The 23,649-nt window shown below is 69.6% G+C and carries 19 protein-coding genes; 13 read left to right on the top strand and 6 right to left on the bottom strand.

What is annotated here, in order from left to right; translation table 11 throughout:
- The first annotated feature begins 3 nt into the window (after nt 1-3).
- Together R4I43_RS17065 and R4I43_RS17060 are read left to right on the top strand one after the other, a co-directional pair.
- A complete protein-coding gene (locus tag R4I43_RS17065) occupies nt 4-849 on the top strand; it encodes an ABC transporter permease (RefSeq protein WP_324266616.1) in 846 nt (281 codons plus the stop codon).
- Entirely contained in the window at nt 822-1,541 is a 720-nt protein-coding gene (locus R4I43_RS17060; protein ID WP_324266615.1) for an ABC transporter ATP-binding protein, read from the top strand. Before R4I43_RS17065 ends, R4I43_RS17060 begins: the two co-directional genes overlap by 28 nt.
- Here R4I43_RS17060 and R4I43_RS17055 read toward each other — a convergent pair.
- Complete coding sequence (locus R4I43_RS17055) at nt 1,442-3,082, bottom strand: FUSC family protein (RefSeq protein ID WP_324266614.1); 1,641 nt, start codon at nt 3,080-3,082, stop codon at nt 1,442-1,444. The two genes, R4I43_RS17060 and R4I43_RS17055, sit on opposite strands and share 100 nt — an antisense overlap.
- Nucleotides 3,083-3,126: 44 nt before the next feature.
- On the opposite strand from R4I43_RS17055, the gene R4I43_RS17050 reads away from it, so the two are divergent.
- From R4I43_RS17050 to R4I43_RS17035, 4 genes are all read left to right on the top strand, one after another.
- Nucleotides 3,127-3,612 (top strand): MarR family winged helix-turn-helix transcriptional regulator, encoded by a 486-nt coding sequence (locus R4I43_RS17050; RefSeq protein ID WP_407691263.1) that lies wholly within the window; start codon nt 3,127-3,129, stop codon nt 3,610-3,612.
- Between the two features lie 162 nt (nt 3,613-3,774).
- Entirely contained in the window at nt 3,775-5,049 is a 1,275-nt protein-coding gene (locus R4I43_RS17045) for a glycosyltransferase 87 family protein (RefSeq protein WP_324266612.1), read from the top strand.
- Between the two features lie 431 nt (nt 5,050-5,480).
- A complete protein-coding gene (gene gltB / locus R4I43_RS17040) occupies nt 5,481-10,043 on the top strand; it encodes a glutamate synthase large subunit (protein WP_324266611.1) in 4,563 nt (1,520 codons plus the stop codon).
- Nucleotides 10,036-11,487, top strand: a complete 1,452-nt coding sequence (locus R4I43_RS17035; protein ID WP_324266610.1) for a glutamate synthase subunit beta — start codon at nt 10,036-10,038, stop codon at nt 11,485-11,487. Before gltB ends, R4I43_RS17035 begins: the two co-directional genes overlap by 8 nt.
- A 60-nt stretch (nt 11,488-11,547) precedes the next feature.
- On the opposite strand, the gene R4I43_RS17030 is transcribed toward R4I43_RS17035, so the two are convergent.
- Entirely contained in the window at nt 11,548-12,567 is a 1,020-nt protein-coding gene (locus R4I43_RS17030; RefSeq protein WP_324266609.1) for a glycoside hydrolase family 43 protein, read from the bottom strand.
- A 380-nt stretch (nt 12,568-12,947) separates the two neighbouring features.
- Between R4I43_RS17030 and R4I43_RS17025 the strand changes: the two genes are divergently transcribed.
- A complete protein-coding gene (locus R4I43_RS17025; RefSeq protein ID WP_324266608.1) occupies nt 12,948-13,775 on the top strand; it encodes a glycine/sarcosine N-methyltransferase in 828 nt (275 codons plus the stop codon).
- On the opposite strand, the gene R4I43_RS17020 is transcribed toward R4I43_RS17025, so the two are convergent.
- Entirely contained in the window at nt 13,751-14,542 is a 792-nt protein-coding gene (locus R4I43_RS17020) for an IclR family transcriptional regulator domain-containing protein (RefSeq protein ID WP_324266607.1), read from the bottom strand. The genes R4I43_RS17025 and R4I43_RS17020 overlap by 25 nt on opposite strands.
- Nucleotides 14,543-14,725: 183 nt before the next feature.
- Here R4I43_RS17020 and R4I43_RS17015 point away from each other — a divergent pair, with 183 nt between their 5' ends.
- Genes R4I43_RS17015 through R4I43_RS17005 form a run of 3 tightly spaced genes read left to right on the top strand, consistent with a single transcriptional unit; the run spans nt 14,726 to nt 17,928 of the window.
- Nucleotides 14,726-15,382, top strand: a complete 657-nt coding sequence (locus R4I43_RS17015; protein ID WP_324266606.1) for a PaaI family thioesterase — start codon at nt 14,726-14,728, stop codon at nt 15,380-15,382.
- 40 nt (nt 15,383-15,422) lie between these two features.
- A complete protein-coding gene (locus R4I43_RS17010; RefSeq protein ID WP_324266605.1) occupies nt 15,423-16,955 on the top strand; it encodes an acyl-CoA synthetase in 1,533 nt (510 codons plus the stop codon).
- 16 nt (nt 16,956-16,971) lie between these two features.
- A complete protein-coding gene (locus tag R4I43_RS17005) occupies nt 16,972-17,928 on the top strand; it encodes an LLM class F420-dependent oxidoreductase (RefSeq protein ID WP_324266604.1) in 957 nt (318 codons plus the stop codon).
- Nucleotides 17,929-17,946: 18 nt separating this feature from the next.
- Here the strand turns inward: R4I43_RS17005 and R4I43_RS17000 are convergent, their stop codons facing one another.
- Nucleotides 17,947-18,639 carry a histidine phosphatase family protein gene (locus R4I43_RS17000; protein WP_324266603.1) on the bottom strand — a complete coding sequence of 231 codons (693 nt, stop codon included), beginning with the start codon at nt 18,637-18,639 and terminating at the stop codon, nt 17,947-17,949.
- Between the two features lie 86 nt (nt 18,640-18,725).
- On the opposite strand from R4I43_RS17000, the gene R4I43_RS16995 reads away from it, so the two are divergent.
- Nucleotides 18,726-19,613 (top strand): crotonase/enoyl-CoA hydratase family protein, encoded by an 888-nt coding sequence (locus tag R4I43_RS16995; protein WP_324266602.1) that lies wholly within the window; start codon nt 18,726-18,728, stop codon nt 19,611-19,613.
- A gap of 412 nt (nt 19,614-20,025) precedes the next feature.
- Here R4I43_RS16995 and R4I43_RS16990 read toward each other — a convergent pair whose 3' ends face one another.
- A complete protein-coding gene (locus R4I43_RS16990) occupies nt 20,026-20,640 on the bottom strand; it encodes a LysE/ArgO family amino acid transporter (RefSeq protein WP_324266601.1) in 615 nt (204 codons plus the stop codon).
- A gap of 66 nt (nt 20,641-20,706) precedes the next feature.
- Between R4I43_RS16990 and R4I43_RS16985 the strand changes: the two genes are divergently transcribed.
- Entirely contained in the window at nt 20,707-21,588 is an 882-nt protein-coding gene (locus R4I43_RS16985) for a LysR family transcriptional regulator ArgP (RefSeq protein ID WP_324266600.1), read from the top strand.
- On the opposite strand, the gene R4I43_RS16980 is transcribed toward R4I43_RS16985, so the two are convergent.
- Nucleotides 21,585-22,385, bottom strand: coding sequence for a crotonase/enoyl-CoA hydratase family protein (locus R4I43_RS16980; RefSeq protein ID WP_324266599.1), 801 nt, complete (start codon nt 22,383-22,385; stop codon nt 21,585-21,587). The genes R4I43_RS16985 and R4I43_RS16980 overlap by 4 nt on opposite strands.
- Before the next feature lie 421 nt (nt 22,386-22,806).
- Here R4I43_RS16980 and R4I43_RS16975 point away from each other — a divergent pair, with 421 nt between their 5' ends.
- Nucleotides 22,807-23,517: a TetR/AcrR family transcriptional regulator gene (locus R4I43_RS16975; RefSeq protein WP_324266598.1), complete on the top strand. Its 711-nt coding sequence runs from the start codon at nt 22,807-22,809 to the stop codon at nt 23,515-23,517.
- Nucleotides 23,518-23,649: the final 132 nt, after the last annotated feature.

Raw genomic sequence — 23,649 nt, 5'->3', positions numbered from 1 at the left:
CTCATGACCACACACCTCACACCCGTGCCGACGGGTGAGCAGATACCCGTCACGCAGGTGCGCACCCGCACCGCGCGGCGCGAAACCCGCGTCCCCCGCTGGACCTTCAAGCTGATCAGCCCGATCGCGCTGGTCGCGCTGTGGCAGGTGCTCAGCAGCACCGGCGTGCTCAGCGACGACACCCTCGCCTCACCGGCCACGGTCCTGGAGACCGGCGCCGAGCTGTTCGCCGAAGGGCGGCTGCAGGAGGCCATCGCGGTGTCGCTGCAGCGCGTCGGCGCCGGCCTGGCGATCGGCGTGGTGGCCGCGACCGTGCTGGCGACGCTGTCGGGCCTGTTCCGGCGCGGCGAGAACCTCATCGACGCGCCGATGCAGATGCTGCGCACCGTGCCGGTGATCGGCCTGATCCCGCTGCTGATCATCTGGTTCGGCATCGGCGAAGAGCCCAAGATCGTGCTGATCGCGCTCGCGGTGACCTTCCCGCTGTACATGAACATCTACGGCGGCATCCGCAACGTCGACGCCGGTCTGGTGGAAGCCGCCAAGACGCTCGGGCTGGGGCCGTTGGCGCAGGTGCGGCACGTGATCCTGCCCGCCGCCATGCCCAACGCCCTGGTCGGCCTGCGCTACGCGCTCGGATCGGCGTGGCTGGCGCTGGTGTTCGGCGAAACCATCAACGCCTCCGCGGGCATCGGCTACGAGATGAACACCGCGCGCGAGTTCTTCCAGACCGACGTGATCGTGGTCTGCCTCGTGCTCTACGCCCTGCTCGGCCTCGTCGCCGACTTCATCGTCCGCGCACTGGAAAGGGTGGTGCTGGCATGGCGACCGGCGTTCAGCGGGAAGTGACCGCGAAACCAGCTGCGGTCCGGGGGCTTTCACGCAGGTTCGGAGATCGCGCGGTCCTGGACGGGCTCGACCTGGACATCGAGCCCGGGCAGTTCGTCGCGCTGCTGGGGCCCAGCGGCTGCGGCAAGTCGACGCTGCTGCGGATCCTGGCCGACCTCGACCAGGAGGTCACCGGCGAGGTCGAGGTCGCCGAGCGACGCGCGGTGGCGTTCCAGTCGCCGCGCCTGATGCCCTGGAAACGCGTGTGGCACAACGTCGTCCTCGGGCTTCCCGGACGCCCCGACAAGCAGCGCGCCGTCGCGGCGCTGGAGGAGGTCGGCCTCGGCCACCGGGTGGACGTGTGGCCCAAGGTGCTCTCCGGCGGCGAGGCGCAGCGCACCTCGCTGGCACGCGCCCTGGTCCGCGAGCCGGACCTGCTGCTGCTCGACGAACCGTTCTCAGCGCTCGACGCACTCACCCGGCTCAAGGCCCAGCAGCTGGTGGGAGAGCTGTGGAAGCGGCACGGCTGCGCGATCTTGCTGGTCACGCACGACGTCGAGGAAGCTCTGCTGCTCGCCGACCGCGTGCTGGTGATGAACGAGGGCCGCATCGGTTACGACCGCGTGCTGGACCTGCCGCGCCCGCGCGAGGTCGGCGACCCCGAGTTCGTGTCGCTGCGCGCCGAACTGCTGGCACGGCTCGGCGTCGAATGACCCGGGCTCACCGCGCCCTGGTGTGAGGCGGTGGTGGCGGCCAGCAGCCGGTACGCGTCGTGCTCGCAGTCGAGCACCTCCTGGTCGTCGTGGTGCGCCCGCAGCGGTTCGCCCACGGCGACCAGGTGCGCATCGCGCAGCCCGAACACCGCCCGCACCAGGTCGTCGCGCGCCTCCGGGTCGGCGGGGGAGCGCTGCAGGTTCCGCGTGGCGCCGCGGCAGGTCTCCAGCGCCTCGCGCAACCGCGCGCGCGCCTGGCGGTTGGTCAGCACCAGGCAGACGACCACGCCCAGCAGCGCGCCGAACAACGTCATCCCGACCCGCTCGGCGACCAGGTGCAGGCGGTCGGCCGGGTGCCCCAGCGCCGCCAGGCACAGCGCCAGCGGTGTGGCGAAGGTCAGGCCGAGCCCGTAGTTGGCCATGACCACCAGCTCGGCGGCGATCTGGCAGACCACGATCACGACCAGGAGCACGACCGCCGTCGGATCCGCCGCGAAGATCCCCAGCGCCAGCAGGGAACCCGCGATGGTGCCCGCGCTGCGCTGCAGGGCACGCTGCCAGGTCGCGGCGGTGTTGTGCGACTGCAGCACGGAGCTGACCGAGACCACCGCCCAGTAGGCGTGGTCGAGCTCGAACGTCGACGCGATCAGGCCGGTGACCAGGCATGCCACCGCCATCCGCAGCGCGTTGGTGCGGAACTCCCGCAGCCGGGCGCGTCCCGCGGCCACCGGGCGGGGGAGAGGTCGCATCAGCGCCGGGTCCGGGATCCTGCCGCGACGGAGCCTCTTGCCGGTGGCGCGCAGGTCCTCGGCGACCTCGGCCGGGTGGTGCAGCAGGTGCAGCGCGTGGGCCAGGTGTCCCCGCAACCGGATCGCCGCCCGGCCTTCACCCGCGCGCAGCGCGGTCAGCGCGTGGTGCACCGAGCCGTGCGCGCGGCGGCGGGACGCGGAGCTCGGGTTCTGGAGGTGGTCGGCGACCGCCAGCAGCGCCCGGGCCGTGGCCAACCGGTGCGGCCCGGTCGGGTGCAGCACCCCGCCCAGCATGCTGATCAGGTACGACAGGGCCGCCGATGCGGCGGTGACCGCGATGGCGATCGCGACCCCACCCCACGCCTGCGGTGAGTACGCGGCCGCGCCCGCGGCGAAGACGAACATCAGCCCGCCGGGCGGGCCCAGCCGCAGCACGTCGGCGAGCAGCTTCGACAGCGTCGCCACCACAGTCAGGACGACGACCTTGGTCACGCCGCCGGCATCGGCCGCCGAGGCCATCGCGCCGGTGGCCACGCTCGCGGTCAGGCCCGCGGCCACCACCGCCAGCAGCCACGCTCGACGCGCGTAGGTGTCGACGCGGCAGTACAGGGAGGTGAAGGCGCCCAGCGCGGCGAACGGAGCCAGCTCCAGGTGCCCGGTCGCCAGCAGCACCACGATCGGCACCGCGTAGGAGACGCCGACCCGCAGGGCCGGCACCAGCACGCCGCCGAACATGGACGTGATCCGCAGGGCATCTCGGGAGCGCAGGGTCTGGAGCAAGGAACCGTTCACGAGTAAGATGTTACTAGGTGTTTTACTCGTGAAGGAGTGTGGCCTTGGACGTCGTCGGACGGATCCGCGAGCAATGGCGCGAGCAGTATCCGGACCTGGACCTCGCACCGATCGAGGTGATCGGACGCGTGCGCAGGCTCGCGGCGCTGACCAACCAGCGGCATGACGAGGTCCTCGACGACCTGCGGCTGTCCCGGATGGAGTTCGAGGTGCTCAGCGCCCTGCGCAGGGCGGGCGGTGGCCTGCGCCCCAGCCAGCTGACCAGGGAGATGCTCTCCTCCGGCGCCGCCACCACCAAGCGGCTGGCGCGGCTGGAGGAAGACGGCCTGATCACCCGCAGCACCTCCGTCCGCGACCGGCGCGAGATCGACGTGCGGCTGACCGAGCACGGGCGGTCGGTGATCGACCGGGTCTTCCCCGCCCAGCTGGATCGGGAGCGGGCGCTGCTCGACCCGCTCACCGACGACGAGCGAGCTCGGCTGGGTGAACTTCTGGCGAAGGTCCTGGCCCCGATGGACCTGGCCGGCTGAACGTCCGGCCCTCCCCGGCGAGGCGAGTGCCGGATCGCGCGCCACGTGGGTTAAAGTTTTCCGGCTTTCACCGGGGGAATTCCCGCGGCGCGGCGAACCGGGTGTGATCCAGTGATCACTCAGTGCCAGATGACCGGCGCCGCTCGGACGAGAGGACACAGGGTGGCCAAGGTACGGATCGGCTCCGTCCCTGCTCTGCACCTCGGCGGTCTGCCCGGCCGCCTGCGCGCGTTCGTGATCGCGAACTCGCGCGCGATCACGCTCGTGTGCGTTCCGCTGGTACTGGCCGCGTTCGGCCTGCTGCTGCTCACGCCGCGAGCGGGCATCGGCGAGGAATCGGCCATCGACTACCAGGTCTACCGCTGGGCGGTGCACACCTGGCTCGCCAGCGGGGACATCATGAACACCGCGCCGACGGTGAGCATCGGCCGCGTCCTGCCGTGGGTGTACCCGCCGTTCGCGCTCGCACCGCTGACCCCGCTGGCGCTGCTGCCCTTCAGCGTCGGCCTGATGGCGCTCTACCTGCTGGACCTGCTGGCCATCGGCGGCACGCTCTACCTGGTGACCCGCCGGCTGTGGCCCGAGGTGGGCGCGCGCGGGGCGCTGGCGGTGGCGATGGCGCTGCTGCCCTGGACGCTGTTCCTGGAGCCGGTCTACTCGTCGTTCGGGCTGGGGCAGGTCAACATCCTGCTGATGGGCCTGGTCATGGCCGACTGCCTGGCCGAGTCACCGCGCTGGCCGCGCGGGATGCTGATCGGGCTGGCCGCCGCCATCAAGCTCACCCCGGCCGCCTTCCTGCTGTTCCTGGTGTTGCGGAAGGACTACCGGGCCACGATCGTCGCGCTGGCCACCGCGGCCGCGGCGACGTTGGCCGGTTTCGCGCTGAACTTCTCCGCCGCCGTGGAGTACTGGTTCGGCAAGGGGCCCGCCCACGGGGTGAGCGGCTCGGCCTTCCACACCAATCAATCCATCATGGGCGCGCTGTCGCGCTTCGAGCTCCCGGCGACGGCCCAGAACGCGCTGTGGTTGGTGCTGTCGGTCACCGCGACGATCGCCGTGGCGTTCGCCATCCGGCGCGTCGAACCCGTTCTCGCGATTTCGGCGAACGCGCTCCTGGCGTTGCTGATCTCGCCCACGTCCTGGTCCGACCACTGGGTGTGGTGCGCGCCCGGCTTGCTCCTGCTGCTCGGCTACGCGGTCCGGCGGCGGAGCGTCGGCTGGCTGCTGGTGGCCGGATGGACGCTGGTCACGGTGCTCGCAGCGGCGTTCAACTGGATGCCCAGCGGCCCGCCGTGGGACGCGGTGGCGCACCTTTTCGGCAACCCGTACGCGCTGCTGGGGATGGTTCTGATCGCCCTACTGGTGCGCGAGGCGCGCACGACGCGCGTCGGTGCGGCTCCGGCACCGTCCCGCATTCCAGAACCGGCCAGTGTCTGAAAGTCGTTCGCATTCGGGTGATTGCGCCCACGCGCACCGACCGTGTACCAACAATTACGGAAAAGTGCGGGTCTGAACCGAATCCGAACGGCGTGAGCTGCGATTCGGGCTACATTCGGTGGTGCGCAAGAAGATCGTGAACAACACCACTGATGATCGCCAGCTGTCGCCTTAGGACAGATGTGTGGTGCACAATTCCTCGGACTCCCGGCCTTTGCGACAACGGCGTCTCACTGTCTGAGAGTCGTCACGTTCCCTTAACTTCGTATTACCTAGCGGTAGCTTTCGGGCCGCTGGGTATGTACAGTGCCTCAAACTGACCAAGAGTGCAACGGCGCATCCTTATTTGTCAGTGCCCCCAAAGGCTCCCGCGGTTCGCAGTGGGTGAGTCATGCCCTGCTGCGCGCCGCAGCCTGTCGACGGGAGGTCCGATGCCCCAATCCCACCATGCAAGAAGCGTGGCGCAGCGTAGCGCCCAAGCCAGTGGTCTGTATGACCCGGCCAATGAGCACGATGCCTGCGGTGTCGCGTTCGTCGCCGACCTCCGCGGTCGGCGGAGTCACGACCTGGTTGACAAAGCACTGACGGCGTTGCGCAACCTGGAGCACCGCGGCGCCAAGGGCGCCGACCCCGAGACCGGTGACGGTGTCGGGTTACTGACCCAGATCCCGGACGCGTTCTTCCGCGCGGTCGTGCCGTTCGAACTGCCCGAAGCCGGCACCTACGCGGCCGGAACTGCGTTCCTGCCCGCCGACGACGCCGCCGCTGAGGAAGCCGCGGCCATCATCGAGCGCATCGTGGCCGAGGAAGGCCTGCGACTGCTCGGTTGGCGCGAGGTCCCCATCGCCGCGGACTGCGCGGGCACCTCGGCGCGCGAGACCATGCCGAACTTCCGGCAGCTGTTCATCGGCGCCCAGGACGGGCAGGAAGCCGAGACGGCGCTGCAGTTCGAGCGGCGGGCGTTCTGCGTGCGCAAGCGCGCCGAGCACGAAGCCGACGTGTACTTCCCGAGCCTCTCCGCGCGCACCATCGTCTACAAGGGCATGCTCACCGAGGCGCAGCTGGGCGCGTTCTACCCCGACCTGGGTGACGAGCGCTTCGCCAGCGCGATCGGTCTCGTGCACTCGCGGTTCTCCACGAACACGTTCCCGTCGTGGCCGCTGGCGCACCCCTACCGGTTCATCGCGCACAACGGTGAGATCAACACCGTCAAGGGCAACCGCAACTGGATGCGCACCCGCGAGAGCATGCTCGACACCGATCTCATCCCCGGTGAGCTCAAGCGGCTGTACCCGATCGCGTCCCCGGAGGCCAGTGACTCGGCGACCTTCGACGAGGTCCTGGAGCTGCTGCACCTGGGTGGCCGGTCGCTGCCGCACTCGGTGCTGATGATGATCCCGGAGGCGTGGGAGAACCACGCCGAGATGGACCCCAAGCGCAAGGCGTTCTACGAGTTCCACAACTACCTGATGGAGCCGTGGGACGGCCCGGCGCTGGTCGCCTTCACCGACGGCACCCAGATCGGCGCGGTGCTGGACCGCAACGGTCTGCGTCCCGGCCGGTACTGGGTGACCGAGGACGGTCTGGTCGTGCTGGCCAGCGAGGTCGGCGTGCTCGAGTTCGAGCCCGAGAAGGTCGTCCGCAAGGGCCGGTTGCAGCCGGGCCGGATGTTCCTGGTCGACACCGACGCCGGCCGGATCATCGACGACGACGAGATCAAGGGCGAGCTCGCCGAGGAGTACCCGTACCAGGAGTGGCTGGACAACGGCGTCGTGCGGCTGGGTGACCTGCCCGAGCGCGAGCGCGAACTGCCCTCGCACGACTCCCTGGTGCACCGGCAGCAGGTCTTCGGCTACACCCAGGAAGAGCTCGGGGTCTTGCTGCAGCCGATGGCCACCACCGGTGCGGAGCCGATCGGCTCGATGGGCAACGACACCGGCTTCGCCGCGCTCTCGGAACGCCCGCGGCAGCTGTTCGACTACTTCACGCAGCTGTTCGCGCAGGTCACCAACCCGCCGCTGGACGCGATCCGGGAAGAGCTCGTGACCTCGCTGGGCACCCACGTCGGGCCCGAGCACAACCTGCTCGACCACGCCCCGGAGGCCTGCCACCAGCTGGTGCTGCCGTTCCCGGTGCTCGACAACGCCCAGCTCGCCAAGATCGTGCACATCAACGACGACGGCGACCGGCCCGACCTCAGGCCCGCCGTCATCGATGCCACCTACCGGGTCGCCGGTGGGGGAGAGGCGCTGCGCGCGCGGCTCGACGAGATCTGCGAAGAGGTCTCCGCTGCCGTCGCCGACGGCGCGCACATCCTGGTGCTGTCGGACCGCAACGCCGACGCCGAGCGCGCTCCGATCCCGTCGCTGCTGGCCACCGGCGCCGTGCACCACCACCTGGTGCGCGAGAAGGAGCGCACCCAGGTGGGCTTGATCGTCGAGGCCGGCGACGTTCGCGAAGTGCACCATGTCGCTCTTCTCATCGGTTACGGCGCCGCCGCTGTTAACCCCTACGTGGCAATGGCCACCGTCGAAGATCTCGTCACCACCGGCGTGATCAAGGGAACCGAGGCCGAGCAGGCCACCGCGAACCTGATCAAGGCGCTGGGCAAGGGCGTCCGCAAGACCATGTCCAAGATGGGCGTGTCCACTGTGGCCTCCTACACCGGTGCGCAGATCTTCGAGGCCATCGGTCTCGGCGAAGAGGTCGTGCAGCGGTGCTTCACCGGCACCACCTCGCGCCTGGGCGGCGTCGGTTTCGACGTGCTGGCCCAGGAGGTCGCCGAGCGGCACCGCCGCGCCTACCCGGTCGACGGGGTGCAGGCGCCGCACCGCTCGCTGTCCATCGGCGGCGAGTACCAGTGGCGCCGCGAGGGCGAACCGCACCTGTTCAACCCGAAGACGGTGTTCAAGCTCCAGCACTCCACGCGCTCCGGGCGCTACGAGGTGTTCAAGGAGTACACCCAGGCCGTCGACGACCAGTCGCGCGACCTGATGACGCTGCGCGGGCTGTTCAAGTTCAAGGAAGGCGCGCGCAAGCCGGTGCCGGTCGACGAGGTCGAGCCCGTCTCGTCCATCGTCAAGCGCTTCGCCACCGGCGCCATCTCCTACGGGTCCATCTCGCAGGAGATGCACGAGACGCTGGCGATCGCGATGAACCGGCTGGGCGGCAAGTCCAACACCGGTGAGGGCGGTGAGGACGCCGACCGGTTCACCCCGGACGACAACGGCGACTCGCGGCGCTCGGCGATCAAGCAGGTCGCCTCCGGCCGCTTCGGCGTGACCAGCGAATACCTGGTCAACGCCGACGACATCCAGATCAAGATGGCGCAGGGCGCCAAGCCCGGCGAGGGTGGTCAGCTGCCCGGCGGCAAGGTGTACCCGTGGGTGGCCAAGACCCGGCACTCCACGCCGGGCGTGGGCCTGATCTCGCCGCCGCCGCACCACGACATCTACTCGATCGAGGACCTGGCGCAGCTGATCCACGACCTGAAGAACGCCAACCCCAAGGCGCGCATTCACGTCAAGCTCGTCTCCGAGGTCGGCGTCGGCACGGTCGCGGCGGGTGTGTCCAAGGCGCACGCCGACGTGGTGCTGATCTCCGGTCACGACGGCGGCACCGGCGCTTCGCCGCTGTCGTCGATCAAGCACGCCGGTGGTCCCTGGGAGCTGGGCCTGGCCGAAACGCAGCAGACGCTGCTGGCCAACGACCTGCGCGACCGGATCGTGGTGCAGACCGACGGCCAGCTCAAGACCGGTCGGGACGTCGTCATCGCGGCGCTGCTGGGCGCCGAGGAGTACGGCTTCGCCACCGCGCCGCTGGTGGTCTCGGGCTGCATCATGATGCGCGTCTGCCACCTCGACACCTGCCCGGTGGGCGTGGCCACGCAGAACCCGAAGCTGCGCGAGAAGTTCTCCGGCAAGGCCGAGTACGTGGTGAACTTCTTCGAGTTCGTCGCGCAGGAAGTGCGGGAGTACCTGGCGGAGCTGGGATTCCGCTCCCTCGAGGAGGCCATCGGCCACGCCGACCTGCTCGACACCTCCGAGGCCGTGCGGCACTGGAAGACCCAGAGCCTGGACCTCGCGCCGATCACCCACGTCCCGGAGCTGCCCAAGGGCGCCTCGCTGCACCAGACCACCGAGCAGGACCACGGTCTGGAGAAGGCGCTGGACAACACCCTGATCCAGCTGTCCGAGGGCGCGCTCAAGGAAGGCACCCCGGTCCGGCTGGACCTGCCGGTGCGCAACGTCAACCGGACCGTGGGCACCATGCTCGGGTCCGAGCTGACCCGCCGCTGGGGTGGCGAAGGGCTGCCGGACGACACCATCGACGTGACCTTCACCGGGTCCGCCGGTCAGTCCTTCGGCGCGTTCGTCCCGCGCGGCATCACCCTGCGGCTGCTGGGCGACGGCAACGACTACGTCGGAAAGGGCCTCTCCGGCGGGCGGATCGTGGTCCGCCCGGACCCGAAGGCGCCGTTCGCGGCCGAGCAGAACATCATCGCCGGCAACGTGCTGCTCTACGGCGCGACCGGTGGCGAGCTGTTCGTCCGCGGCATCGTGGGTGAGCGGTTCTGCGTGCGCAACTCCGGTGCGATCGCGGTCGTCGAAGGTGTCGGCGACCACGGTTGCGAGTACATGACCGGTGGGCGTGCGGTGATCCTGGGCACGACCGGGCGCAACTTCGCGGCCGGCATGTCCGGCGGCATCGCCTACGTGCTGGACATCGATCCGCAGCGGATCAATCCCGAGATGGTCGACCTGGAAACACTGGACGACGACGACCGCGAGTTCCTGCACGACCGTGTGCGCAGGCACTTCGAGCAGACCGAGTCGGCGGTGGCCCGCGAGCTGCTGGCCGACTGGGACACCGCGGTCGAACGGTTCGGCAAGGTCATGCCGCGCGACTTCAAGCGGGTGCTGGAGGCGCAGAGCGCCGCCGAGCGCGAAGGGCGCGACGTCAACGAGGCGATCATGGAGGCGGCTCATGGCTGACCCCAAGGGATTCATGACGACGCCGCGGGAGACCCCGCAGCGTCGCCCGGTGGACGTGCGCATCAAGGACTGGCGCGAGGTCTACCTGGAGTTCGAGCAGCCGCGGCTGACCAAGCAGGCCGGTCGGTGCATGGACTGCGGAATTCCGTTCTGCCACCAGGGCTGTCCGCTGGGCAACCTCATTCCCGAGTGGAACGACCTGGTGTGGCGCGACGACTGGGAGTCCGCGATCGAGCGGCTGCACGCCACGAACAACTTCCCGGAGTTCACCGGGACGTTGTGCCCCGCCCCGTGCGAGGCGGCGTGCGTCGTCGGCATCAACAGCGACCCGGTGAGCATCAAGCAGGTCGAGATCTCCATCATCGACAAGGCTTGGGAGTCCGGCTACGTCAAGCCGCAGTTGCCGCAGAAGCGCACCGGCAAGAAGGTCGCGGTCATCGGTTCCGGCCCGGCCGGTCTCGCCGCCGCGCAGCAGCTGACCCGAGTGGGCCACAGCGTGGTGGTCTACGAGCGGGCGGACCGCATCGGCGGTCTGCTGCGCTACGGCATCCCCGAGTTCAAGATGGAGAAGAGCCGGCTGGACCGCCGGCTCGGCCAGATGCGGGCCGAGGGCACCGAGTTCCGCACCGGGGTGAACGTCGGCGTCGACGTCACCGTGGAGCAGCTGCGCGCCGACTACGACGCCGTGGTGCTCGCCGGTGGCGCGACCGAGGCCCGTGACCTGCCCGCCCCGGGCCGGGAACTCGACGGCGTGCACCAGGCGATGGAGTACTTGCCGCTGGCGAACAAGGTTCAGGAGGGCGACTTCGAGCGCTCGCCGATCCACGCCGAGGGCAAGCACGTCGTGGTCATCGGCGGTGGCGACACCGGCGCCGACTGCGTCGGCACCGCGCACCGCCAGGGCGCCGCATCGGTGACGCAGCTGGAGATCATGCCGCAGCCGCCGGTGGAGCGCTCCGAGGCGCACCCGTGGCCGACCTACCCGATGCTCTACCGCGTCACCTCGGCCCACGAGGAGGGCGGCGAGCGGCTGTACTCGGTCAACACCCAGGAGTTCGTGGGTGACGACCAGGGCAAGCTCCAGTCGCTCCAGCTGGTCGAGGTCCAGCGCACCAACAGCGGTTTCGAGCCGGTGGCCGGTACCGAGCGCGAGATCCCGGCCCAGCTGGTGCTGCTGGCGATGGGCTTCGTCGGTCCGGAGAAGCCGGGTCTGCTCCAGGACCTGGGCGTGGAGCTCGACGCGCGTGGCAACGTGGCCCGCGACGGCAACTTCATGTCCAGCGTGGACGGTGTGTTCAGCGCCGGCGACATGGGTCGCGGCCAGTCGCTGATCGTGTGGGCCATCTCCGAGGGCCGTTCCGCGGCCGCCGGAGTGGACCGCTACCTCACCGGACGCGACGTGCTGCCGGCTCCGATCGAGCCGACGGACCGCCCGATGGTGTGAGCCTGAGCGCGTGAAGCGGTGCCCCGGTCTTGCGGCCGGGGCACCGCTGTTCTCAGGCGGTCAGTCCGGTAACGGGACGCCGAACTCCGGTGTCCCGTCGTGGTTCCAGCCGAAGGTCTGCAGCCGGGCGTGCCGGTTGACGTCGCCGACCTCGGCGTCGTACGGGCGCGCGTGGTAGACGAGCACGTCGGTGCCGTCCTCGGTGACGGTGAAGCTGTTGTGTCCCGGCCCGTACTGGCCGGTGGCCACGCTGGTGGTGAACACCGGATCTGGGTTCTTCTCCCACGAGCCCCGGTCCAGCAGGTCGGCGTCGGCCGGCGCTGAGAGCAAGCCCAGGCAGTAGTTGCTGTCGGTGGCGCTGGCAGAGAACGCCACGAAGACCTTGTCGTGGCGCACGAGCACCGCCGGCCCCTCGTTGACCCGGAAACCCCGGGTCTCCCAATCGTGGGTCGGTACCGACAACCGCACCGGTGCTCCGCCGAGCGTCCACGGGTCGGCCATCGGCGCCAGGTAGAGGTTCGAGTTGGTCTCGACCCCGGGTTCGCGTTGCGCCCAGGCCAGGTAGCGCACGCCTCGGTGGGCGAAGGTCGTCGCGTCCAGCGCGAAGGTGTCCCACGGCGTGTGGACCCGCCCGCGCTCGACCCAGGTCCCCGCCAGCGGATCGGGATCGGAGTTCTCCAGCACGTACATCCGGATGGTCTGGATGTCCTCGGCGCTGCCCGCCGCGAAGTAGACGTACCACCGCCCGTCGACGTGGTGCAGTTCCGGCGCCCAGACGTGCTTGCTCATCTCGCCGCTGTCGTGCCTGCGCCACACCACGTGCTCCTCGGCGGTGCCCAGCCCCTGCAGCGTCGCCGAACGGCGCAGCACGACGCTGTCGTAGGTGGGCACCGTCGCGGTGAAGAAGTAGCTGCCGTCGGTGGGCCGGGAGATGTGCGGGTCGGCGCGCCTGAGCGCCAGCGGGTTGTCGAATCGCACGGGTGAACCCCAGGCTGCGGTGTTGCCGGTCATCGCGAGTGCTCCGGTGGCCAGTGCCCCGGACAGCAGGGCCCTGCGGGAGAGAGCTGATCGGTGTCGCACTCCGCTCACCGTGCTGCGAATCTGGCGCTAGCAGACCGATTTTCGCATCTCGGCGTGGCATTCGAGGGCACTGGGGTAACCCGTCCCGGGGACGGGCTCGACGTTCGCTCAGCGATCACGGCGTTCGGTGGCCGAACCTCCTCGCGGAGCGGATCCGGGCGAATTCGGCGACCTGAGGGGCGCGTGCGGATCCACTGGTCAGAGCGCGTTCCACGGCGCTCGGCAGCGGTTCGGTCGGCGTGCCGTTCCGGTGGTGCGGCGGGAAATGGCTCTTGCTGTTCGTTTCGACCGGACTAACGTCGGGGACGTCGGAATTCCGTTGCAGAATTCGGCGGACGCGCGCACCGCACCATTTTCGAGCGATTCGAGGAAAAGGGAGCATGACCGAAAACGTCCTGACCGACATTCGCGAGCAGGTCTTCGGAGACAACCCGCTGGAAGTCCGCGAAACCGGCCACTACACCCAGGAATACGTGGGTGGAATGGTCGACAAGTGGGACGACCTGATCGACTGGGAGCGGCGCGCTGAAGGAGAAGGGCGCTTCTTCGTCGACCAGCTCAAGGCTCGCGGTGTGCGCAGCGTGCTGGACGTGGCCACCGGAACCGGATTTCACTCCGTCCGGCTCATCGAGGCGGGTTTCGACACCGTCAGCGCCGACGGTAGTCCGCAGATGCTGGCCAAGGCGTTCCGCAACGGCTTGGACAACGGCGGCCACCTCCTGCGCGTCGTCCACGCCGACTGGCGCTGGCTCAACCGCGACGTGCACGGCGAGTTCGACGCGGTCATCTGCCTGGGCAACTCCTTCACCCACCTGTTCAGCGAGCACGATCGGCGCAAGGCGCTCGCCGAGTTCTACGCGATGCTCAAGCACGACGGCGTGCTCATCATCGATCAGCGCAACTACGACGCCCTGCTGGACGGAAAGACCGGCGGGAAGAGCAGTTACTACTACTGCGGCACGGAGGTCGAAGCCGTTCCCGACCACGTCGACGACGGTCTGGCCCGGTACCGCTACGAGTTCCCGGACGGCAGCGAGTACCACCTCAACATGTACCCGCTGCGCAGGGACTACCTGCGCGGGCTGCTGCGCGACGTCGGGTTCCAGCGCATCGACACCTTCGGGGACTTCCAGGAGGAACCCGTCGACGAGCCCGACTTCTTCATCCACGTCGCGGAGAAGTCCTACGTGGAGGACCCGGACGCCTGAGGTCCGGTTCGCGGACCCGTCGAGGGGTCAGCGGTGCGGGCGAGCAGCGGGACGATCTCGCGCTGAACGCCCTCCTCGGTGGAGCTGTGCTTGTCCAGCGACACGTTGACCGCCGCGAACACCCGGCCATCGGTGTCGCGGACCGGGACCGCGACGCCCCGCAGTCCCTCCTCCAAGCCGTCGTCAGCGATCACGAATCCCTGCCTGCGCACCGCGGCGAGTTCGGCCAGCAGCTCCTCGCGGGTGGTGACGGTGTGCGGGGTCAGCTGGGGCAGCTCGATCGAGCGGAGGCTGGCCTCGAGCTGCTCCGGTGGGACTGCCGCCAGCAGGACCTTGCCCATCGACGTCGCGTGCGCCGGGAACCGGGAGCCGACCGGGATCGCCACCGACAGCAGTTTCGGGCTCGGCACCTGGGCGATGTAGCGGATCTCGGTTCCCTCGAGCACCGCCATCGCGGTCATCTCCCGCACCTGCCGGGTCAGCTCCTGCAGGTGCGGTTCGGCGACCTGCGGGAGCGACCTGCTGGTCAGGTAGGCGTGGCCGAACTCCAGCACCTGCGGTGTCAGCGCGTAGCGCCGGTCGGTGTGGTGCACGTAGCCGAGCTCGACGAGGGTGAGCAGGATGCGGCGGGCACCGGCCCGGTCGAGGTCGGCGGCTTGGGCGACCTCGGTCAACGACAGCTCCGCCTGCTGCGGGGTGAACGCCCGCAGCACGGACATCGTCCGCTCCACGGCGCGGACGAAGTGCTCCCCACGCTCTTGCGGCACCGCACCTCCCCGTCTGCTCGGCCACAGCCTATCCGGTGCGGTGTCCAGGACAGTTGCCCGCGGTCTGGGGAGCGCAGCCGATCGAGTTTCATACCGACCGGCCGGTACGTCTGGACTGGAGGCGAGGCGACGGGTTTAACTGAGGGCCGGAATCTGATCGTGCACCCGGAGGGATCAGCGAACGTGGCCGCCGACAGCGAAGACGAACTGCGGGAACGCCGGCAAGCGGTGCGGGACCTCGGTGCCGCGCTGCGAGACCTCACCGACGCCGCCGTGTCCACCGAGGCGGACACCGAGACCCTGCGTGAGATCACCGCACAGGTGCGGGCGCTGGTGCCCCCGCTGGACGCGGTGCGGCGCGAGCGCGGCCAGCTCGCCGCCGTCGACGACGGCCGGCGCCCACGACGGCTGTACAGCCCGGCGGTCGGGCCTGGCAACCCGATCGCACCGCCGATGCAGGTGGAGATCGTCGACGGCGCCGCGGTGGGCACCTGCACGCTGGGGCTGGCCTACGAGGGGCCGCCGAGCTACGTGCACGGCGGGATGAGCGCGATGCTGCTCGACCAGATCCTCGGCCACGCCCACGCCGCCGGTGGCGCCCCGCCCGGCATGACGGTGCAGCTGTCACTGCGCTACCGGCGGCCGGTGCCGCTGGCCACGCCGTTGCGCCTCGTCGGCCGCGTCGAGCGGGTCGACGGACGGTGGACCGAGTCGAAGGCCACGATCTGCACTGCCGACGCGCCGGACGCGGTGCTGGTGGAGGCCGAGGGCAAGTTCGTGGTGCCCAACGCCGAACAGTCCAGCCGGCTCTTCGGGAAGGTCGAGGGACTGGTCAAGTGAGGTAATTCGAGGCGGTACGCGAGGTTCAAGGAGGAGCCGCATGTACCCAGGTGTCCACGCCGCCACCACGCCCGACAAGCCGGCCCTGATCATGGCCGGATCGGGCGAGGTGCTCACCTATCGCGAACTCGACGAACGGTCGCTCCGGCTGGCCAACTCGCTGCGCGAGGCCGGGCTGACCAAGGGCGACGTGGTCGCCGTGCTCTCCGACAACGACCTGCACGCCTACGAGGTGTACTGGGCCGCGGTGCGCTCGGGCATGTACGTCTGCGCCGTCAACAGCCACTTGCACCCCGACGAGGTCGCCTACGTCGTCAACGACTCCGACGCCAGCGCACTGGTGGTCTCGGCGGGACTCGGCATCCTGCCCGAGCAGGTCGCCGAACTGACCTCCGGCGTCCGCGTCCGGCTCGCCTACGGCGGCGCGGTGGCCGGTTACGACGACTACGAGCACGCGCTGGCCGCGGCACCCACCGAAGTGCCTGCGGTGCAGCCGTGCGGCGCGGACCTGCTGTACTCCTCGGGAACCACCGGTCGCCCCAAGGGGATCCGGCCGGAACTGCCCGATCGCCAAGTCCACGAGCCGGGCAACATCCTGGTGGACCTGCTGCGCGGGTTCTACGGCTTCGACGAGGACACCGTCTACCTCTCCCCGGCACCCGTGTACCACGCCGCACCGTTGCGCTACTGCGCCGCGGTGCACGCGATCGGGGGGACCGTGGTGATGATGGAGCGCTTCGACCCCGAGGTAGCGCTGCGGGCCATCGAGCGGTACCGGGTCACCCACAGCCAGTGGGTGCCGACCATGTTCGTGCGGATGCTCAAGCTCGACGAGACCACCCGCCGCCGCTACGACCTGTCCAGCCACCGCTTGGCCGTGCACGCCGCCGCGCCGTGCCCGGTGGAGGTGAAGCAGGCGATGATCGAGTGGTGGGGGCCGATCCTGCAGGAGTACTACTCCTCGACGGAGGGGATCGGGATGACGATGATCGACTCCGCGCAATCGCTGGACAAGCCGGGCTCGGTGGGCAAGCCGGTGCTGGGCGTGGTCCGCGTCTGCGACGAGGAGGGCAACGAGCTGCCCGCCGGCGAGGTCGGCACCGTCTACTTCGAACGCGAGGAGATCGAGTTCGAATACCTCGGTGATCCGGACAAGACCCGCTCGGCCAAGCACCCTGAACACCTCAACTGGGCCACCACGGGAGACCTCGGCTACGTCGACGAGGACGGCTTCCTGTTCCTCACCGACCGCAAGGCGTTCGTGATCATCTCCGGCGGCGTGAACATCTACCCGCAGGAGATCGAGAACGTGCTGGCACTGCACCCGTCGATCTTCGACGTGGCCGTCTTCGGCGTGCCCGATCCCGAGATGGGGGAGACGGTGAAGGCCGTCGTGCGGCCCGCGCCGGGCGCCGAACCCGGGCCCGAACTGGAGCGGCAGATCATCGACCACGCGCGCGAGCGGGTGGCGCACTACAAGGTGCCCCGCAGCGTGGACTTCGTCGACGACATGCCGCGCACACCGACCGGAAAACTCGTCAAGGGCAAGCTCAAGGCCCGTTACACCCGATGAACTGAGAGGGATATCCGTGGATCGACGTTGGGGCATCAGCGTTCCGCTGCCCGAGCTCTCGCTGCCGGAGCAGCGCGACCTCATCGCCGAGCTGCCCGATCTCGGCTACACCGACGTGTGGTCGTCGGAGGCCAACGGAGCCGATGCGTTCACCCCGTTGGCGCTGGCCGCGTCCTGGGCACCGCAGCTGCGGCTGGGCACGGCGATCGTGCCCGTCTACACCCGCGGCCCGGCGACCCTGGCGATGAGCGCGGCCACCTTGGCCGCGGCGGCCCCCGGCCGGTTCGCGCTGGGCGTGGGCACCTCGTCGAACGTGATCGTCGAGCGCTGGAACGGCATCCCGTTCGACGAGCCCTACAAACGGGTGCGCGACACCGTGCGCTTCCTGCGGAAGGCGTTGCGCGGGGAGAAGGTCACCGAGTCCTACGACACCTTCGAGGTCAAGGGCTTCACCGCCGGGCTGGTGGCCGACCCGGTGCCGCCCGTGCTGGTCGCGGCGCTGCGTCCCGGGATGTTGAAGCTGGCCGGGCGCGAGGCCGACGGAGCGATCATCAACTGGCTCTCGCCGGACGACGTGCGCACCGTCGTGCCCTACGTGCAGCAGGGCGGCCCGGACAAGGAGGTGGTGGCGCGCATCTTCGTGATGCCCGACATCGACCCCGACACCGCGCGTGGCATGGCCCGCAGGCACATCGCCGCGTACATGAACGTGCCGGTGTACCGCGCCTTCCACGAGTGGCTGGGACGCGATGAGTTCACGCCGATGTGGCAGGCGTGGGACGCGGGCGACCGCAAGGCGGCGCTGGCGGCGATCCCGGACAGCATCGTGGACGACCTGGTGGTGCACGGGCCGGCCGAGTACTGCCGGGAACGGGTCCAGCAGTACGTCGACAACGGTGTGACGACCCCTGCGATCGCGCTGGTCGCCCCGGGCGATCCGACCGAGGCGGTGCGGGCGCTGGGACTGAAGTAGGCCGCGTTGGCCGCTGAGTCAGCTCAGGGCGGCGGGTTGCTGGTCCAGCCCGCCGCCCAGGTGAGCGGTGTCGTTGAAGCGCCGCACGATCCAGCGCTCGCCGGTGACCACGATCTGCGAGATCGAACCGTTGCTGGCGCCCAGGAACGCCAGCGGGAGGCTGCCGCTGGCGATGGCCAGGACCTCCCCGATCACGCCGCCGTGGGTGAACACCGCGATCCGCTGATCGGGGTGGGAGGTGGCCAGCCGCTCGATCGCTGCGACCACGCGCTCGCGCAACGCTTCGGAGGACTCGGCGCCGGGGATGACGTCCCAGCGGCCTTCGGCGTGCATCCGCTGGATGACCGGATCGTTCTGCGCGACCTTCTGCCGGAACAACCCGCCTTCGAACTCCCCGAGATGCACCTCGCGGAGGTCCTTCTCGACCTGGGGGGTCAAGCCGAGCCGGGACGCGAGGGGCGCGGCCGTCTCGGTGGTGCGGCGGAGGTTGGTCACGTAGAGCGCGTCGATGCGCTCGCTCGAAAGCCGTTGCCCGACGCGCTCCGCGTGCTCGCGGCCGGCCGGGGCGAGCTCGGGGTCGCCCTGCCCGCCGACGAGGTCGAAGGGCTTGCCCAGCACCGCCGGGGCGGACTCACCGTGCCGGACCAACAGGATGTCGGTGGCACCGGCGGGCGGTGCGAACGAGGACTGCCGGTACTCGACGTCGGACATGCTGCCCCGCTTTCTGCGCTTCCTGGTGCACGCCAGACCTTTCCACTGCGCAAACCCGATTTCAAACCCGCGAAATGGATGGTGCGATGACTTACACCGAGATCGGCTACGAGGTGTCCGAACAGATCGCCACGATCACCCTGGACCGGCCGGACAAGCTCAACGCGTTCACGCACGTGATGCGCGGTGAGCTCATCGCCGCCTTCGACGAGGCCGAGTCCGACGACGAGGTCCGCGCGGTGATCGTCACCGGCGCCGGGCGGGCCTTCTGCGCGGGGGCGGACCTGAGCGCGGGCGAGGACACCTTCAACGGCGAGGCCAACGAGCGACGGGCCGAGGCCTACCGGGAGCTCGGTGAGGTCGACGGAGTCCCGCGGGACGGCGGTGGCACGGTGGCGCTGCGGGTGGCCGCGATGCGCAAGCCGGTCATCGGTGCGTTCAACGGCGCGGCGGTGGGCGTCGGGGTCACGATGACGCTGCCGATGGACATCCGCATCGCTGCCGAGAGCGCCAAGTTCGGGTTCGTGTTCACCAGGCGGGGGATCCTCCCGGAGGCCGCCTCGTCGTGGTTCCTGCCGCGGGTGGTCGGCATCTCGCAGGCGATGGAGTGGGCCGCGACCGGGCGGATCTTCGGGTCCTCGGAGGCGCTGTCCGGCCGGTTGGTGTCCCGGGTGGTCGCCGATGACGATCTGATCCCCACCGCGCGGTCGATCTGCCGGGAGATCGCTGAGAACACCTCTGGGGTGTCGGTGGCGGTGGCCCGCCAGCTCATGTGGGGAATGCTCTCGGCGGACTCGCCGTGGGAGGCGCACAGACTGGACTCCAAGGGGATCAACGTGCTCGGCGCTGGCGCCGACGCTGCTGAGGGCGTCGGCTCGTTCCTGGCCAAACGGGCACCGGAGTTCCCCCTCCGGGTGAGCGAGGACTACCCCGGCTTCATGCCGGAGTGGCCTGCTCGCCCGGAGGGGGTCTGAGCGCGCCCGGGAAACCCCGTTCTGCAGTTGTCAAACAGCATGTCGCCGGGATCACCGGCCAACTGAGGATCAGTGCGCTGGAACGTCCGGGTATCACTGCGTGGCGGGCGGTGGCTCTCGTGCCACCGCCCGCCGGCGGTGCTCGTGGGGAACACGCGCCGTCCGACGCCGTGAACAATGCTCCCCTGGAGCGTGTTTCACGTCGCTGGGTAGCGGTATTGCTGAAATAGTTTGACGGGCAGGATGATTGGAGGTCTGTCTCCGCATCTCAATCTCTGTCGAACGCATGTGTCAATGGTGCACCGAAGCGTTCGAAATTGCGAGCGAACAGCAGCTACACGATCAGGTGTTCAGCGCCGAAACCGCCTGCGGGACAACACCATCAAGTGACCACCTCGGATGAATCCACAGGTCACAGTCCCGCGAGGAGGCTGGCCCCCAGGGACACCATCATCACCGCGATCGCTCCGTCCAGGAGGCGCCAGGACGACGGGCGGGAGAAGAACCCGGTCAGCAGCCGCGCGCCGAATCCCAGGGCGATGAACCACACGCAGCTCGCGGCCAGCGCACCCGCGCCGAACTCCCAGCGCATCGCGCCGTAACCGGCGGCCACCGAGCCGATGAGCAGGATCGTCTCCAAGTAGGTCTGCGGGTTCAGCCACGTCATGGCCAGGCACGTCAGCGCGGCGCGTCGCCGGGAGCCGGTTTCGCCGACACCGGCCTCGAGCGCTGCGGAGGGGCGAAAGGCCCTGCGCGCGGCGAGGAAACCGTAAGCCAGCAGGAAGAGCCCGCCGGCCACCGTGCAGACGGTCAGCAGCAGCGGCGACCTGGTCACCAGGGTGCCGAACCCGCCCACGCCGAGCGCGATGAGGATGACGTCCGAGACGATGCAGATCGCCACCACCATCAGCACCGCGTGCCTGCGCAGGCCTTGGCGCAGCACGAAGGCGTTCTGTGCGCCGATCGAAACGATCAGGGACAGGCAGGTCGCGAAACCAGCGGACATCGGGAGCAGGGCGTTGGCCATACCTCCGACGCTAGGCAGCGAACGCCGAACAGTACAGCTAATGATTCTTAACTACCATTAGGAGATGTGAATGTAGATCTGCCGTTGGACCACGTGCGGACGCTGCTCGCCGTGGTCGACCACGGCACGCTGGACGCCGCGGCCGCCGCCCTGCACGTGACCCCGTCGGCCGTCAGCCAGCGGGTCAAGGCCCTCGAGCAGCGCACCGGACGCGTTCTGCTGATCCGCAGCAAGCCGGTGCAGCTCACCGAGTCCGGAGAGGTGGTGGTGCGGTTCGCGCGCCAGCTGGCTCGGATGGAGGAGGACGTGAGCGCCGAGCTCGGCATGTCCGGCAGCGGAGCGCCGAACACGCTGCCCATCGCCGTCAACGCCGACTCGCTGAGCACCTGGTTCGTGCCCGCGCTGGCCCGGGTTCCCGACGAGCTGGGGATCTGCTTCGAGCTGCACCGGGCCGACGAAGGGCACACCACGACGCTGCTGCGGGAGGGCCGGGTGATGGCGGCGGTGACCTCCACGCCGGACCCGGTGCAGGGCTGCTCGGTGCGCAGGCTCGGGCACATGCGCTACCTGGCCTGCGCGGCGCCGGAGAGGATGGTGCGGCGATCGCTCGAGCAGGTGCTCGACGAGGTTCCGGTGCTGATCTTCGACAGCCACGACGACCTGCAGGACGCCTTCGCCCGCAGGATCGCCCGCGGAGGAGCGGGCGGCCCGCGGCACTTCGTGCCCTCGTCGGAGGGCTTCGTCGAGGCCATCGTGGTCGGCCTCGGCTGGGGGATGGTGCCCCGCGTCCAGGCCGAACCCCTGCTGCGGTCCGGCGCGCTGGTCGACATGGCACCGGACCGCGGCGTGGACGTCCCGCTCTACTGGCAGCAGTGGAAGCTGGACTCGCCGGCGCTGGCGGCCGTCGCGAAGGCCGTGCGGGACAGCGCCGCGACCGACCTCGACTAGACGGGGTCGGTGAACTTCGGGGCGCGCTTCTCCAGGTTCGCGGCGATGGCCTCGAGCTGGTTGGGCGAGCCGATCAGCGAGTGGATCGCGACCTGCTCGGCTTCGAACCCCTCGTCGAGCGGAACGCGTCCGGCCAGGTCCAGCAGCCGCTTGGACTCGCGGATCGCTTCCGGGCTCTTGCCCGCGATCTCGCCCGCCAGCGCCAGCGCGGCCGCGCGCGGGTCGTCCTCGACCCGGGTGGCCAGCCGCAGCGCGACGGCCTCCTCGCCGCTGACCACGCGGCCGGTGAAGGTCAGCTCCTTGGCGACGTCACGGCCCACCAGCTCCGGCAGCACCTGCGTGCCGGTCATGTCCGGGTTGATGCCCCACTTGATCTCCAGCACCGAGAACCGGGCATCGGTCGAGACCAGCCGGATGTCGGCGCCGAGCGCGATCTGCAGACCGCCGCCGTAGGCGACGCCGTGCACCGCGGCGATCACCGGCTGCGGCAGCAGGGTCCAGATGTGCACGGCCTGCTGGGCGAGAGCCTTGGCGGGACCGTCGGTGTCCAACCGCGGCGGCCGGGTGCCCTCCGCCATCTCGCCGAAGACGCTGAAGTCCAGTCCGGCGCAGAAACCGCGTCCCTCGCCGGAGAGCACGACCGCCCGCACGCTGGAATCCCCGCGCAGCCGCTCGCCGGTGGCGACCAGCTCCTGGAACATCGCGTGGTCGAGGGCGTTGAGCTTGTCGGGGCGGTTCAACCGCACGTCGGCCACGCCGTCGGTGACGGTGCAGCTGATCCGCTCTGCTGTCGACACGGGATTCCTCCAGGAAGGTCGCGAAAACCGCGCGCAGCAGGGCGAAACCGTGCCCGGCGGGATGTTGGCGAACGTTAAGGGCCGCGCGTGCGCGCAGTCAAGATCGGGGCCGGGCGGCGGGCTTGTGCTCGTCATCTCACTGTGCCCGGCGTCACGATGGCGCGTTCGAGCAGATCAGCGAGCGGCGGAATCTCGATGGCGCCGGACGAAAGTCGTACGCTAATATGCGTATACCGCACGCAATAGGGGATTGCGAAGCGGCGGGGTCGGGGCGGTTCGGCGGCATCGGCTGGGGGTGATGCCGCCGAACCGGACTTGCGGAATGTCGGACGTGCCACGCGGGAGAGGGGGCGTGCAATCCGTTCGGCGTAACCTCAACGCGCGACGAACACGCTGACGTCGAGCACGAGAATGGACTGCGATGACCGATCGAGATGTCCACTCCAGCGGTGTCCAGCTGCTCTGGGGCGATACCAGCCGCCCGCCGCGAGGACCGAAACCGACCCTGAGCCTGCAGCGAATCGTCGACGAGGCGGTCGAACTCGCCGATTCCGAAGGCCTGGAAGCGCTGTCGATGCAACGGCTGGCATCCGAGCTCGGGGCGGGGACCATGTCGCTGTACCGCTACGTGCCGAGCAAGGACGACTTGATCAGCCTGATGCTCGACACGGCGATCGGTGAACCACCGGAGATCGGCGAGCGGAGCGGCTGGCGCAGCGCGATGGAGACGTGGGCGCGCGCCAACGTCAGCGTCTTCGAACGCCACCCGTGGGCGTTGACGCTGGTGACCAAGCCGCGGGTGATGGGCCCGAACGAGGTCGCCTACTTGGAGGCCGGGCTCGCGGCGCTGAGTGGAACGGGGCTCGAACCCGCCGAGATGCTCAACACCGTGCTGTTGGTCAACGGTTTCGTGCGCGGCAGCGCGCCGTTCGTGCCCGAGCGGGCCGCCGGGGAGTCCAAGATGATCAGCCCCGAGTTGCTCGCCGAGTTCGGGCAGCAGGAGCGCTTCCCGACCGTCGCGGCGGTCATGGCGGCGATGGCCCAACGCCGCCCCCGCAAATCCGATGCGCCGTTCGAGTACGGACTGCGCCGGGTGCTCGACAGCGTCGCGGCCCGCATCGAATCGCTCTAGCTCGCGCGCAGAACCACCTCAGCGCCCGGGGCGGGACGGTCGGTCCGTCACGGACCGTGTTCCTCGCTGCGAATCGCAGCCGCGGGTTTTCGTAGTCGATGCGTGGTCGCTGCGCGGCGGCTATCGTGCGTT

Source organism: Saccharopolyspora mangrovi, from assembly GCF_035320975.1.
Lineage (GTDB): Bacteria > Actinomycetota > Actinomycetes > Mycobacteriales > Pseudonocardiaceae > Saccharopolyspora > Saccharopolyspora mangrovi.
Note: the sequence above shows the minus strand (reverse complement) of the source record. Positions and strands in the feature narration are given on the sequence as shown.